General features: G+C 54.8%; 12 protein-coding genes. 6 read left to right on the plus strand and 6 right to left on the minus strand.

Going from position 1 to position 13,857, the window contains the following annotated elements; translation table 11 throughout:
* The first annotated feature begins 85 nt into the window (after window positions 1-85).
* A complete protein-coding gene (locus OKF39_RS14470) occupies window positions 86-325 on the plus strand; it encodes a YobH family protein (RefSeq protein WP_041909477.1) in 240 nt (79 codons plus the stop codon).
* Window positions 326-389: 64 nt separating this feature from the next.
* On the opposite strand, the gene kdgR is transcribed toward OKF39_RS14470, so the two are convergent.
* On the minus strand, window positions 390-1,181 hold the full coding sequence (gene kdgR, locus OKF39_RS14475) for a DNA-binding transcriptional regulator KdgR (RefSeq protein WP_014884288.1): 792 nt from the start codon (window positions 1,179-1,181) through the stop codon (window positions 390-392).
* A 178-nt stretch (window positions 1,182-1,359) separates the two neighbouring features.
* On the opposite strand from kdgR, the gene OKF39_RS14480 reads away from it, so the two are divergent.
* Window positions 1,360-2,733 (plus strand): MFS transporter, encoded by a 1,374-nt coding sequence (locus OKF39_RS14480; RefSeq protein WP_479983082.1) that lies wholly within the window; start codon window positions 1,360-1,362, stop codon window positions 2,731-2,733.
* A 50-nt stretch (window positions 2,734-2,783) separates the two neighbouring features.
* On the opposite strand, the gene htpX is transcribed toward OKF39_RS14480, so the two are convergent.
* The 4 genes from htpX to OKF39_RS14500 all read right to left on the minus strand — a co-directional run bounded on the left by htpX (window position 2,784) and on the right by OKF39_RS14500 (window position 7,207).
* The gene (gene htpX, locus OKF39_RS14485) at window positions 2,784-3,665 is read right to left on the minus strand and encodes a protease HtpX (RefSeq protein ID WP_010432647.1); all 882 of its coding nucleotides are present in this window, start codon (window positions 3,663-3,665) and stop codon (window positions 2,784-2,786) included.
* 193 nt (window positions 3,666-3,858) lie between these two features.
* On the minus strand, window positions 3,859-5,907 hold the full coding sequence (gene prc, locus OKF39_RS14490; protein ID WP_028013542.1) for a carboxy terminal-processing peptidase: 2,049 nt from the start codon (window positions 5,905-5,907) through the stop codon (window positions 3,859-3,861).
* A 19-nt stretch (window positions 5,908-5,926) separates the two neighbouring features.
* The gene (proQ, locus tag OKF39_RS14495; protein ID WP_028013543.1) at window positions 5,927-6,613 is read right to left on the minus strand and encodes an RNA chaperone ProQ; all 687 of its coding nucleotides are present in this window, start codon (window positions 6,611-6,613) and stop codon (window positions 5,927-5,929) included.
* A 96-nt stretch (window positions 6,614-6,709) separates the two neighbouring features.
* On the minus strand, window positions 6,710-7,207 hold the full coding sequence (locus tag OKF39_RS14500) for a GAF domain-containing protein (protein WP_008500476.1): 498 nt from the start codon (window positions 7,205-7,207) through the stop codon (window positions 6,710-6,712).
* Between the two features lie 132 nt (window positions 7,208-7,339).
* On the opposite strand from OKF39_RS14500, the gene yebS reads away from it, so the two are divergent.
* The 4 genes from yebS (at window position 7,340) to OKF39_RS14520 (ending at window position 13,090) form a co-directional block, all read left to right on the plus strand.
* Window positions 7,340-8,623, plus strand: coding sequence for a membrane integrity lipid transport subunit YebS (gene yebS / locus OKF39_RS14505; protein ID WP_041909475.1), 1,284 nt, complete (start codon window positions 7,340-7,342; stop codon window positions 8,621-8,623).
* Window positions 8,592-11,225 (plus strand): PqiB family protein, encoded by a 2,634-nt coding sequence (locus OKF39_RS14510; protein WP_045630782.1) that lies wholly within the window; start codon window positions 8,592-8,594, stop codon window positions 11,223-11,225. The genes yebS and OKF39_RS14510 overlap by 32 nt, the downstream gene beginning before the upstream one ends.
* 71 nt (window positions 11,226-11,296) lie before the next feature.
* Window positions 11,297-12,745, plus strand: coding sequence for a 16S rRNA (cytosine(1407)-C(5))-methyltransferase RsmF (gene rsmF / locus OKF39_RS14515; protein WP_479983083.1), 1,449 nt, complete (start codon window positions 11,297-11,299; stop codon window positions 12,743-12,745).
* Between the two features lie 105 nt (window positions 12,746-12,850).
* Window positions 12,851-13,090, plus strand: coding sequence for a YebV family protein (locus OKF39_RS14520; RefSeq protein ID WP_008500472.1), 240 nt, complete (start codon window positions 12,851-12,853; stop codon window positions 13,088-13,090).
* Window positions 13,091-13,124: 34 nt separating this feature from the next.
* Here the strand turns inward: OKF39_RS14520 and pphA are convergent, their stop codons facing one another.
* The gene (gene pphA / locus OKF39_RS14525; RefSeq protein WP_041909471.1) at window positions 13,125-13,769 is read right to left on the minus strand and encodes a protein-serine/threonine phosphatase; all 645 of its coding nucleotides are present in this window, start codon (window positions 13,767-13,769) and stop codon (window positions 13,125-13,127) included.
* Window positions 13,770-13,857 lie beyond the last annotated feature (88 nt).

Raw genomic sequence — 13,857 nt, forward strand, 5'->3', positions numbered from 1 at the left:
TCAGGCTCTTTTCAGAATCCTGCACTTGTTTCATAACGTAAACCGGTTAGGCTAGCATCATGATAAAAATGATAAAGAGGTAATAATGCGCTTAATTATTCGTACAATTGTTGCACTGGCGATACTCTGGATTGGCCTTCTTTTAACGGGTTATGGCGTGCTGGTGGGGAGCACCGAAAACGCCGCAGGGTTAGGCATTCAATGTAAGTATTTAACAGCACAGGGAGTCAGCACGGCGCAGTATCTCCATTCTGATAGCGGGATCATTGGGTTAACCAACTGCCCGGTACTGCGTAAGACCTCCGTCGTGATTGATAATGGCTGAGCCACAGCGTTAACGACGAATAAAAAACGCCGCAAAGATGCGGCGTTTTTTATGCTAACCGGGGTTAGAACGGATAGTCGTGGTAACCCATCTGTTCAGAAATCTTACGCGCGGCGGTATGCAGAATAGCCACGTACTCGTGCAGGCGCTCTTCCGAGAAGCGAAGCGTTGGGAAAGAGATGCTCAACCCCGCGATCACGACGCCAAAACGGTCAAACACCGGAACGCCAATACAGCGCAGCCCTTCTTCCTGCTCTTCGTTATCTTCGCCGTACCCTTGCTCACGCACCTTGTCGAGCACCGTTAATAACTCATCGGTGTTAGTAATGGTGCGTTCTGTGCTGCGTTTGTACTCCACGCCATCGAGGATCTGTTTAACTTCTTCACGATCGCGCCACGCCAGCAGAACCTTACCGATTGCCGTGCTGTAAAGCGGGTTGCGACGACCAATGCGCGAATACATACGCAGGTTATACATGGAGTCAATTTTATGGATGTAAACAATACTGTCTTCATCCAGCGCGCCCAGGTGGATAGTCTCCTTGGTCAGGCGGGAGATCTCGCGCATCTGAATATCCGCGCTACGGATCAGATCCACGTTTTGCAATGCCCGGGCACCCAGTTCAAACAGTTTCAGCGTCAGAGAATATTTTTCAGATTCGCCTTCCTGTGCAACGTAACCCAGTGATTTCATGGTTTGCAAAAAGCGGTAAACGGTGCTTTTCGACATCATCACGCGCTGTGACAACTCTGTGATACCAATTTCACGCTCTTCCCCGAGCGCCTGTAAGATGCCAAACACCTTCAGCACGGAAGAAACTGAATCTGGCTGTTTATCCAAATCCGCAATTGCCATTTACCACCTCATAGAGAGTGTTTTATAAAAATCAGAACCGGTTTTTATTATAAATTCCCGTCATGTTACCTGCAATCAATCCGCGTTTACTTCGTTACAAATCTGCGACATAAAACGGTGTTAACGATGCTAAAATAGTTACCCTGAGAATAATTTCACTCTGAGCTATTTATCCCCGATGGAAAAGAACCTTTCCGATGGTCTGCCTTTGCCCCAGCGGTATGGCGCTATCGCTACGATTATTATTGGTATCTCAATGGCCGTTCTTGACGGCGCGATTGCGAACGTTGCCCTTCCCACCATTGCCACCGATCTGCATGCATCCCCGGCCAGTTCGATATGGATTGTTAACGCCTATCAGATTGCGATTGTGGTTTCCCTGCTCTCCTTCTCTTTTCTGGGCGATATGTTCGGCTACCGTCGGGTATATCAGTGCGGGCTGGTGGTATTTACCTTTACATCACTGCTGTGCGCCCTTTCGGACTCTCTGCATACGCTGACGCTGGCGCGCATCGCGCAAGGTTTTGGCGGCGCGGCGCTGATGAGCGTCAATACGGCGCTAATCCGCTTAATCTATCCGCACCGCCATCTGGGCCGCGGCATGGGGATAAATTCGTTTATTGTCGCGGTCTCTTCTGCCGCCGGGCCAACGATTGCAGCGGCCATTCTTTCTGTCGCCTCGTGGCAGTGGCTGTTCGCCATAAACGTGCCGCTGGGTATCGTGGCCATCTTCTTTGCCCTGCAATTTCTCCCCGCTAACGGCCCGAAAAGCACCATGCCGCGCTTTGACGTAGCAAGCGCGGTGATGAATGCGCTCACCTTTGGTCTACTGATTACCGCCCTGAGCGGTTTTGCGCAGGGTCAATCCCTGATGCTAACCGCCGTGGAGCTTGTTGCCCTGCTGGTGACGGGCTTCTTCTTTGTTCGCCGCCAGCTTTCCCTGCCGGTGCCCTTACTGCCGGTCGATCTGCTGCGTATTCCCCTCTTTTCGCTTTCCATCTGCACCTCCGTCTGCTCATTCTGCGCCCAGATGCTGGCTCTGGTTTCTCTGCCCTTCTTCCTGCAAAGCGTGATAGGACGTTCCGAAGTGGAGACCGGGCTGCTGTTAACCCCCTGGCCGCTGGCGACGATGGTGATGGCACCCCTGGCAGGTTATTTAATAGAACGTGTACATGCCGGTTTGTTGGGCGCGGTGGGGCTGGCCGTGATGGCAACAGGTCTTTTCGCGCTGGCGCTGCTTCCATCATCGCCAGGGGATCTGGACATCATCTGGCGCATGATTCTGTGCGGAGCCGGGTTTGGCCTGTTTCAGTCCCCCAACAACCACACCATTATTACCTCTGCGCCGCGCCACCGCAGCGGAGGGGCCAGCGGCATGTTGGGGACCGCGCGTCTGCTGGGGCAAAGCACCGGTGCGGCGCTGGTTGCCCTGATGTTTAACCTTGCCGGGCAAAACGGCAACCACGTTGCGCTTCTCACCGCAGGCGCCCTTGCCACCCTTGCAGCCATCGTCAGCGGATTGCGCGTGACCCAACCCGGCGTTCAGGCATAAAAAAAGCCGGGCGGAGTCTTCTCCTGCCCGGCTTATTTAAGCGCTTAGCGTTACTTCAGGTATTCTCCACTGCGCAGCGCTTCAATACGTTTATCCAGCGGCGGGTGAGACATAAACAGCTCGCTCAGCGACTTTGATTTGCCGTTGATGCAGAAGGCCATCATGCTGTTCGCTTCCTGCGGCTCATAGCTGGTTTTCAGACGCTGCAGGGCGGCAATCATCTTTTCACGCCCTACCAGCTTCGCTGAACCGGCATCCGCATGGAACTCACGGTGACGGGAGAACCACATGGTGATAATGCTGGCCAGAATACCGAACACCAGTTCCAGCACCATCGATACGGCGAAGTAGATCAGCGGATTACCGTTGCTCTCTTCACCTTCATCACGGTTGCCACCCATGAAGCCAGCCGCAATCTGCGCCAGGATACGGGAGATGAAGATAACGAAGGTGTTCACCACACCCTGAATCAGGGTCATGGTCACCATGTCACCGTTGGCGATATGGCTGATTTCGTGCGCGATAACCGCTTCGGCTTCGTCACGGCTCATGTTCTGCAACAACCCGGTGCTCACGGCAACCAGCGACGCATCACGACGGGCACCCGTAGCAAACGCGTTAATATCCGGGGCATGGTAAATAGCAACCTGCGGCATCGCAATGCCTGCCTGCTTAGACTGCTGTGCCACCGTATTCATCAGCCACTGTTCCATATCGTTACGCGGCTGTTCAATCACCTCACCGCCTACGGATTTCAGCGCCATCCACTTTGACATCAGCAGGGAAATGAAAGAGCCACCAAAACCAAACAGCAGCGCCATAATCAACAGACCCTGAACGCTGCTCGACTGAATTCCCGTCAGGCTTAGCACTAGCCCGAAAACCACCATCACCGCCAGGTTGGTGAGCAGGAAGAGCGCGATTCGCATCATAATTTTCTTTTAACCTCAGTTTAACAAAACGCACTATGCGATTACCCACATCGTATGGGTATTACGGCTATTTTCAAGCATCCGGTGGGCGTAAGTCACCAGAAAGACACAACTTTACACAATTGGAAATCAGCCTGACGGAAGGATGCAGAACAAAAAGAAACAGGCACAATTTCTTGTGCCTGTTGGGAGATTATTTTGCCGGAGCGGGCTGTACGGCAGGCTTCTCTTTTTCCAGATTCGCCAGGTCGAGCGCGATATGCACCGTCTCGTCCAGGTACGGATCCGGCTCCTGGTAATCTTTTGGCAGATCGTCCAGTTTCTTGAGCAGAGGCTTACCTTCTCGCTTGAAGCGATCGTTGATACGCGCCAGACGCGTTGCGTCGTCCTCGTTGTTCTCTTTTTCACGCTGAGCGTAGTTCAGAGAAACAATATTCCGCTTATCTTTCAGGGCATTGAAACGCGCAATGTCCTTCATGATGTACTGGAATTCCGGGTCTTTCGCGATGCGTTCATTATGCGCTTTCAGCAGCTCAGGGCCAAACTGCGTCATATCACCTGCCTTCACGAATGTCGCAGCATTTATGCTGTCCCACGGCAACGCGTTATCTTCAAACTTCTCGCCGGTTTCGGTCTCTTCCGTGCCGGTCGGCATCATGATATCCGGCGTTACGCCTTTACGCTGCGTACTGCCGCCGTTAACGCGGTAGAACTTCTGAATGGTGTACTGAACGGAGCCCAGCGCAGGCCATTCCGGACGCAGCATCTGATCGTAAATACGATTCAGCGAGCGATACTGCTGAACAGTACCTTTGCCGAAGGTGGGCTCACCCACGATTAGCGCGCGGCCATAGTCCTGCATTGCAGCGGCAAAGATTTCAGATGCGGACGCGCTGAAGCGGTCAACCAGGACCACCAGCGGGCCTTTGTAATAGACCACACCGTCGTTATCAGCATCTTCACGAACTTTACCGTTGTTATCACGCACCTGTACAACCGGGCCAGACGGGATAAACAGGCCTGAGAGCGACACCGCTTCGGTCAGCGCACCGCCACCGTTCGTGCGCAGGTCGATGATGACGCTGCTCACGTTCTGCTTCTCAAGTTTCTGCAGCTGAACTTTTACATCGTCGGTCAGCCCCACGTAGAAGCCAGGGATATCCAGGACACCCACCTTCTCTTTACCCACGGTTTTCACCGACATTTTCACCGCGCGGTCTTCCAGACGGATACGCTCGCGGGTCAGGGTCACGATACGGGTTTTGGTGCCTTTACCAGCAGGCAGAATTTCCAGACGAACTTTGCTGCCTTTCGGACCTTTGATCAGCGCAACCACATCGTCCAGACGCCAGCCAATGACATCAACCATGCTCTGACCGGTTTGTCCTACCCCCACAATGCGATCGCCTACGCTTATCGCTTTGCTTTTGGATGCCGGGCCGCCCGCGACCATGGAGTTGATCACCGTGTAGTCATCATCCATTTGCAGTACCGCGCCAATACCTTCCAGAGACAGGCTCATCTCAGTATTGAACTGTTCGGTATTGCGTGGAGAGAGATAGTTGGTGTGCGGATCGATTTCGTGCGCAAAGGCGGTCATCGCCAGCGAGAAAACATCTTCACTGTTGGTCTGCGCCAGACGGCGAATGGCAAATTTGTAACGACGCGTCAGCGTGTCGCGGATCTCTTTTTCATCTTTGCCGGTCAGCTTGAGGCTTAGCTCGTCGTATTTGACCTTTCCATCCCACAGCGCGTTCAGCTCGGCTTCGTCTTTCGGCCAGGGCGCTTTGCTGCGATCGAGGTTAAAGGTGTCGTTGCCGGTGAAGTCCATTGGACGTTCAAGCACTTTCAGCGCGTACTGATAGCGTTCAAAGCGGCGCTTTTGCGACAGGTTGTAGAGATCGTAGAACAGATCCAGCTTGCCTGACCGCAGCTCATCACCCACCTCGGATTTGCGCTTAGCGAACTGCTCGACATCGCTGGCGAGCAAAACGTTATGGCTGTAATCCAGCAAGTTCAGATAGCGGTCAAAGATTTTGGCCGAAAAGGCCTGATCGAGATCGAACTGACGATAGTGCGAGCGGGTAAAGCGAGAGGTTACACGCTCGCTTACCGTCGCGTGCTGCGTCTCTTCCTTGAGTACCGGAATTTGATCAACACGCGTGATATCGTCCACTGCGAAAGCGTGACCTGTTATGGCAAACAGGCCCGCCAGCGCGGTGAGCTTAAAAAAAGTGTTCATGCCAGGCTTGGCCTCCGTTTCAGAACAACAAGTGTTCTGCGCGTACAATCATTGACATACCAGAAGTCAGCTGTACACGAACGCCATCTTTGGTGATTTCCAGTACGGTGGCGTCCATTGCGTTGTTGCCCGCTTTTACTTTCAGAGCCTGACCCACGCTCAGGGCGTTAATGTCAGAAACCGGAGTATGGCGCTGCTCTTCACGAGGCGCACGAGGGGCTTTCGCTGCTGGTTTGTCTGCACGCGGTTTGCGATCGTTATTGTCGTGACGACGCGGCGCAGGACGTGGTTTACGCTCACGACGAGGCGCTTCTTCCTGGCCGTTTGCCGCTGCGGCTTCGCGTTTTTTCGCCTGCTGTTCTGCACGTTGTGCCTGAACGCGTGCTTTGGCTTCTTCCAGCTGCTTGCGCGCGTGTTCTACGTGCTGCTCGTCCAGCTCGCCACAAGGGTTGCCGTCGAGATCCACGCGGGTCGCGCCCGGTTTGATACCGTACAGGTAACGCCAGCTCGAAGTATAAAGACGTAAGGCAGAACGCAGCTGAGTTTTGCTGAGGTTCATTTCCCCTTCAACACGCGCTACCAGATCCTGAAAAATACCGACTTTCAGGGGACGTGCTTCACCTTCCGCGCTGAAGCACTGAGGGAAACGCTCGGCCAGAAATGCGATAACTTCTTTACTGCTATTCAACTTAGGTTGATTTTCCATGAAATTTCCTGATTACAACGGACGTTGCCAACAAGCGCAGGCATGAACAGGCGTCATTATAATGACGCTATCAGTAAATGCTACGTTATCCGTTGATTATCCTGCGACGCTCGCAAAGAATTTTTGATAATCGGTTGCAGCGAGGACGTTTTCCAGATTCGCCACCAGCTCGCGCAGCCCCTGTTCGTCCTCGGTTGTAAAGCGACTGAAGACCGTACTGTCGATATCCAGAACGCCAATAATCTGATTTTTTACCACCAGCGGCAGAACGATTTCTGAATTGCTGGCAGCATCACAGGCGATATGCCCGTCAAACGCATGAACATCTTCCACGCGCTGAACCTGATTCTCGGCCACCGCGGTACCGCATACGCCGCGCCCTACCGGAATACGCACGCAGGCCAGTTTGCCCTGAAACGGACCCAGCACCAGCGTTTCACCTTCCAGGAGATAAAAACCAGCCCAGTTCACATCGGATAGCCGTTCGAACAGCAATGCGCTAGTATTTGCCAGAGTGGCTAAGAAGCTGGTTTCACCTGCCATCAATGCCTTAAAATCGCGGTTCAGATCCGCGTAGAATTCTGTTTTGTTCATTATTCAATCACTTAGTTGTCTTACAAAATTACCGCATAGCCTATTAAAATAAGCAATAAATGCGCTCATGCTCAAGATGAATCCGTTCATGAGTTAATATAACGTTCAACAATACTTATTTGCGCGCAGCTGATGGCCTTAAAAACAACCAAAATTACGCCGACAAAAAAGATAACTGTCCATACGGTAAGCGACGCTTTGCCTCGTGCACATTATCAGCGTTGCCCCCAGTGCGATACGCTTTTTATGTTGCCGAAGATGAAATCGCACCAAAGCGCCTTTTGTCCCCGCTGTGACGCTAAAATTCGTGACGGCCGCGACTGGTCGTTAACCCGCCTTGCCGCTATGGCCGTTACCATGCTGCTGCTGATGCCCTTCGCCTGGACCGAGCCGCTTCTGAAGCTTTACCTGCTTGGTGTGCGCATTGACGCCAACGTGCTGCAGGGTATCTGGCAGATGACGAGCCAGGGCGATCCTCTCACCGCCGCCATGGTACTGTTCTGCGTGGTCGGCGCGCCGCTGGTGCTGGTTGCAGCCATTGCCTACCTGTGGTTTGGTAACATACTGGGAATGAACCTGCGTCCGGTATTGCTGATGCTGGAAAAGCTTAAAGAGTGGGTCATGCTGGATATCTATCTGGTGGGCGTGGGCGTGGCATCAATCAAGGTGCAGGACTATGCCTTTCTGCAGCCGGGCGTCGGGCTTTTTGCCTTTATCTGCCTGGTATTGCTCAGCATCCTGACACTGATCCACCTGAACGTTGAGCAGCTTTGGGAGCGTTTTTACCCGCAGCGCCCTGCCACCCGCCCGGATGAAAACCTCCGCGTCTGTCTGGGATGCCATTACACCGGGTTGCCCGACAAGCGTGGACGCTGCCCGCGCTGCCACATACCGTTGAGGTTACGACGCAACAACAGCCTGCAAAAATGCTGGGCGGCGCTGATTGCCTCCCTGGTGTTTCTGTTCCCGGCCAATATGCTGCCGATATCCATTATTTACGTGAACGGTGGCCGTCAGGAAGATACTATCCTCTCCGGTATTATCTCCCTTGCACACAGTAACGTTGGGGTGGCGGCCATCGTCTTTATTGCCAGTATCCTGGTTCCCTTTACCAAAGTGGTGGTGATGTTTACCCTGCTCGTCAGCATTCACTTTAAGTGTGAACAAGGTTTACGTACCCGTATTCTGCTTCTGCGATTCGTCACCTGGATTGGCCGCTGGTCAATGCTGGATCTGTTTGTGATTTCGCTGATGATGTCGCTGATCAATCGCGACCAGCTTCTTGCTTTTACTATGGGACCCGCGGCTTTTTATTTCGGCTCTGCGGTGATATTGACTATTCTTGCTGTGGAATGGCTGGATAGCCGCTTACTTTGGGATGCACATGAGTCAGGAAACCCCCGCTTCGCCGACTGAAGCGAGAATTAAAACTAAACGCCGCATTTCGCCATTCTGGTTGCTGCCCGTCATCGCCCTGATGATTGCAGGCTGGCTTATCTGGACGAGCTATGAAGATCGCGGCAGTACCGTCACCATTGATTTTCAGACCGCCGACGGCATCGTCGCCGGACGAACCCCCGTTCGTTTTCAGGGGGTCGAAGTCGGTACGGTTCAGGACATCTCCCTTGGAAAAGGGCTTAACAAGATTCAGGTGCGGGTCAGTATTAAATCTGACATGCAGGATGCTCTTCGCAGCGAAACGCAGTTCTGGCTGGTGACGCCGAAAGCCTCCCTGGCCGGCGTGTCCGGGCTGGATGCGCTGGTTGGCGGCAACTACATCGGCATGATGCCGGGCAAGGGTGAACCGCAAGATCACTTTGTCGCGCTGGATACGCAGCCGAAATACCGCCTCAATAACGGCGATCTGATGATCCATCTTCAGGCACCGGATTTGGGCTCGCTGAACAGCGGCTCGCTGGTCTACTTCCGCAAGATTCCGGTTGGCCGCGTGTATGATTACAGCATCAACCCGAATAAACAGGGCGTCACCATTGATGTGCTGATCGAGCGTCGCTTCACCAATCTGGTGAAAAAAGGCAGCCGCTTCTGGAACGTGTCCGGCGTCGATGCCGACCTCAGCCTGAGCGGTGCAAAAGTGAAGCTGGAGAGTCTGGCCGCCCTGGTTAACGGTGCCATTGCCTTTGACTCCCCGGAAAACTCAAGCCCTGCCACGGCCGATGACACGTTCGGTTTATACCCGGATCTGGCGCACAGCCAGCGTGGCGTGATCGTTAAGCTCGTTCTGCCTGATGCCAAAGGGCTGAAAGCTGGGTCAACGCCGCTGATGTACCAGGGACTGCAGGTCGGCCAGCTCACCAAAATGACGCTCAACCCTGGCGGTTCGGTCACGGGCGAAATGACGGTCGATCCGAGCGTGGTCGATCTCCTGCGCGAGAAAACGCGCATCGAGATGCGCAGCCCTAAACTCTCTCTGAACGATGCCAGCCTCAGCACGCTGCTGACCGGAAATACCTTTGAACTGATCCCCGGTGAAGGTCAGCCCAGCAATAGCTTCGTCATTGCCCCGGCGGATAAAGCGCTGCTGCAAAAACCAGGCGTCGTGACGGTTACGCTCAATGCGCCTGAAAGTTACGGCATTGAGGCCGGTCAGCCGCTGATTCTGCACGGCGTACAGGTGGGTCAGGTGCTGGAGCGAACGCTCTCCGAAAATGGCGTGAGCTTCTCGGTAGCTATCGATCCGCAATACAGCAACCTCGTCCATGGCGACAGTAAGTTCGTGGTGAACAGCCGCGTCGACGTGAAGGTGGGTCTGGACGGCGTGGAGTTCCTCGGCGCCAGCGCCAGCGAATGGGTTAACGGCGGTATTCGCATTTTGCCGGGCAATAAAGGCCCCGTTCGCGACAGCTACCCGCTCTACGCCAACCTGGACAAAGCGATTGAAAACAGCCTGAGCGATATGCCAACCACGACCCTGACCTTAAGCGCCGAGACGCTGCCTGACGTTCAGGCGGGCTCCGTGGTGCTCTACCGCAAATTTGAGGTTGGGGAGGTGATCGCCGTTCGCCCGCGTGCGGACGCGTTTGATATCGAACTGCATATCAAGCCCGAGTACCGCAAGCTGCTGACCCCAAACAGCGTCTTCTGGGCCGAGGGCGGCGCGAAGGTGCAGCTTAACGGCAACGGCCTGACCGTGCAGGCCTCCCCGCTCTCGCGCGCGCTGCGCGGGGCGATCAGCTTTGATAACCTCAGCGGCGCGGGCGCGAACCTGCGTAAAGGCGATAAGCGAATTCTCTTCCCATCCGAAACCGCCGCGCGTGCCGTGGGTGGGCAGATTACCCTGCATGCGTTCGATGCCGGCAAGCTGGCGGAAGGCATGCCAATTCGCTACCTGGGCATTGATATCGGGCAGATCCAGAAGCTGACGCTCATCACCTCGCGCAACGAGGTGCAGGCCACCGCCGTGCTTTATCCGGAATATGTGCAGACCTTCGCCCGCTCGGGTTCCCGCTTCTCGGTTGTGACCCCACAGATTTCAGCCGCGGGCGTTGAGCATCTCGACACCATTCTGCAGCCTTACATCAACGTCGAGCCCGGTCAGGGCAAAGCCCGTCGTGATTTCGAGCTGCAGGAAGCTACCATTACCGACTCGCGCTACCTTGGCGGCCTGAGCATTGTAGTGGAAGTGCCGGAAGCGGGCTCGCTTGGCATCGGTACGCCGGTGCTGTTCCGCGGCATTGAGGTGGGTACGGTAACGGGCCTCACGCTCGGCACGCTCTCCGACCGCGTGATGGTGGCGCTACGCATCAGCGAGCGTTACCAGCATCTGGTGCGTAATAACTCGGTGTTCTGGCTGGCATCCGGCTATTCGCTGGACTTCGGCCTGACGGGTGGCGTGGTGAAAACCGGTACCTTCAACCAGTTCATCCGCGGCGGTATTGCGTTTGCCACCCCGCCGGGAACGCCGCTGGCGCCGAAAGCGCAGCCGGGTAAACACTTCCTGCTGCTGGAAAGCGAACCGAAAGAGTGGCGCGAATGGGGAACGGCCCTGCCGCGTTAATCTGACAGGCTCCGGTGTCAACGCACCGGAGCCTTTATGTTACACTGCGCACCTGAACTTTTCCCTGTGGTGTGCTCGTGGCTCAAAACTCCGTATTTCTTCCTGAACAATTCCTGGCGCAGATGCGCGAGGCGCTTCCCTCTCATCTGTCGCTGGACGATTTTATCGCCGCCTGCCAGCGTCCGTTACGCCGGAGCATCCGCGTTAATACGCTGAAAATCAGCGTCGAGGATTTTCTGGCCCTGGTTTCTCCGTACGGCTGGCAGCTTACGCCGGTTCCGTGGTGTGAAGAGGGATTCTGGATCGACCGCGATGACGAAGACGCGGTGCCGCTGGGAAGTACCGCAGAACATCTGAGCGGTCTGTTTTATATTCAGGAAGCGAGCTCGATGCTACCGGTTGCCGCCCTGTTCGCCGACGGCAATGCGCCTGAACGCGTGATGGATGTCGCCGCCGCCCCCGGCTCGAAAACCACGCAGATTGCCGCGCGCATGGGCAACCGCGGAGCAATCCTCGCCAACGAATTTTCCGCCAGCCGCGTGAAGGTGTTGCATGCCAATATCAGCCGCTGCGGTATTCATAATGTCGCTCTTACGCACTTCGACGGTCGCGTCTTTGGCGCCGCCCTGCCGGAAATGTTTGATGCCATCCTGCTGGACGCCCCTTGCTCCGGTGAAGGGGTAGTGCGTAAAGATCCCGATGCGTTAAAGAACTGGTCCGTGGAGAGCAATCTTGAGATCGCCGCCACGCAGCGCGAGCTGATCGACAGCGCGTTCCACGCCCTGCGCCCCGGCGGCACGCTGGTCTATTCAACGTGCACCTTAAACCGCGATGAAAACGAAGACGTCTGCCTGTGGCTGAAAGCGCAATACCCGGATGCCGTCGAGTTCATGCCGCTTAACGATCTGTTTTCCTCGGCACAGGAGGCGGTCACGCCGGAAGGTTTCCTCCACGTGTTCCCGCAGATTTACGACTGCGAAGGGTTCTTTGTGGCGCGTCTGCGTAAAACGCAGGCGGTTGCTTCCCTACCCGCACCCAAATTCAAGGTCGGCAACTTCCCGTTTGCCCCCCTCAAAGGGCGCGATGCAGCACAGCTTGTCGCCGCCGCCGAAAAGGTTGGCCTGGTCTGGGATGAGAGCATGCAACTCTGGGTGCGTGATAAAGAGGTATGGTTGTTCCCGGCAGAGATCGCACCGCTCATCGGAAAGGTCCGTTTTTCCCGAATCGGGATCCGCCTGGCGGAAGTGCATAATAAAGGCTATCGCTGGCAGCATGAGGCCGTCATCGCGCTTGCCGGACACGAGAATACCTTTACCCTGACGCATCAGGAAGCCGAAGAGTGGTACCGTGGCCGCGATGTTTATCCTGACAGCTCGCCTTCCGCAGATGAAGTGGTGGTGACCTATCAGGGATTCCCGCTGGGGCTGGCCAAAAAGGTCGGTTCAAGGCTTAAAAACAGCTATCCACGCGAACTGGTCCGGGATGGCCGACTGTTTACCGGTAACGATCGCACCGCCTGAAAAAATCGCATTTTTTTACTGGCGATTTTGCTCTCCTTGTCTACGATCAAAAATGGATGCCCATACTGGTCATACCAGATTTTGACAACCGACCCGGAGAGCACTATGACGAAAACCAGCGTGCGTATTGGCGCTTTTGAGATCGACGACGCAGAACTGCGCGGCGAAGCACAAGGCGATCGAACGTTAAGTATTCCCTGCAAATCCGACCCGGATTTGTGCATGCAGCTCGATGCATGGGATGCAGACACCAGCGTCCCGGCAATACTTGATGGCGAACATTCTGTCCTTTACCGTGAGCATTACGATAGTAAAACCGATGCCTGGGTCATGCGTCTTGCCTGACCTAAAGAGAACCCGCCCGAAGGCGGGTTATTTATTACTGCAGCTGCGCCAGCGTAAAGTAACCGTCAAATACGGCTCCCGTATCAATGTAGTGCAGATTGTCAAAATCATACCTTCTGTCGACGGGCGTATGTCCGAACCAGAAATGATCCGCCCCGCTGATGCCCTGCCCTTTGCCCACCATAAACCCCATCAGGCGGTCGCGATCCCATAACACGCGCTGGGCGCTTACCGGTTTTTCCCAGCGGTATTCCTCCGCCGGGTAATCAGCATGAGCAATAACGTTCAACCCGTTCGCGCAGGTAATTTCGATAATATGCGGTAACGCACGACATGCGTTAAGTAACGAGCGCGCCCGCTGCTGCTCTTCATGCTCAAGCCGCGAAAACCACATTCCGCCATTCATTGTCCAGAGCGCAAAATCATTATTATCCAGGCTATCTATTGCCATTTGCTCATGATTGCCCCGCACTGCTCGAAACCATTTCTCATTGATGAGCTGCAATGATTTCACGCTGTCCGGACCACGATCGATCAGATCGCCAACGGAAATAAGTAAATCCTCATAAGGATTGAAATGACGGCGTTTCAGTTCCTCCATGAGCCTCTGGTAACAGCCGTGTATGTCGCTGACAACCCATACGTGACGCCACTCTCCACCTTCTATTCGCTGATACATAAGGCCTCCCTTTAACAGTATAGCCGCCGTCAAAAGCGCAAGAAGATCAGCGCAGCCCTTACAAAGTAAAACAAACGGTAAACCAAAG

This window comes from Enterobacter cloacae complex sp. HYC042_NIDB (assembly GCF_056673315.1).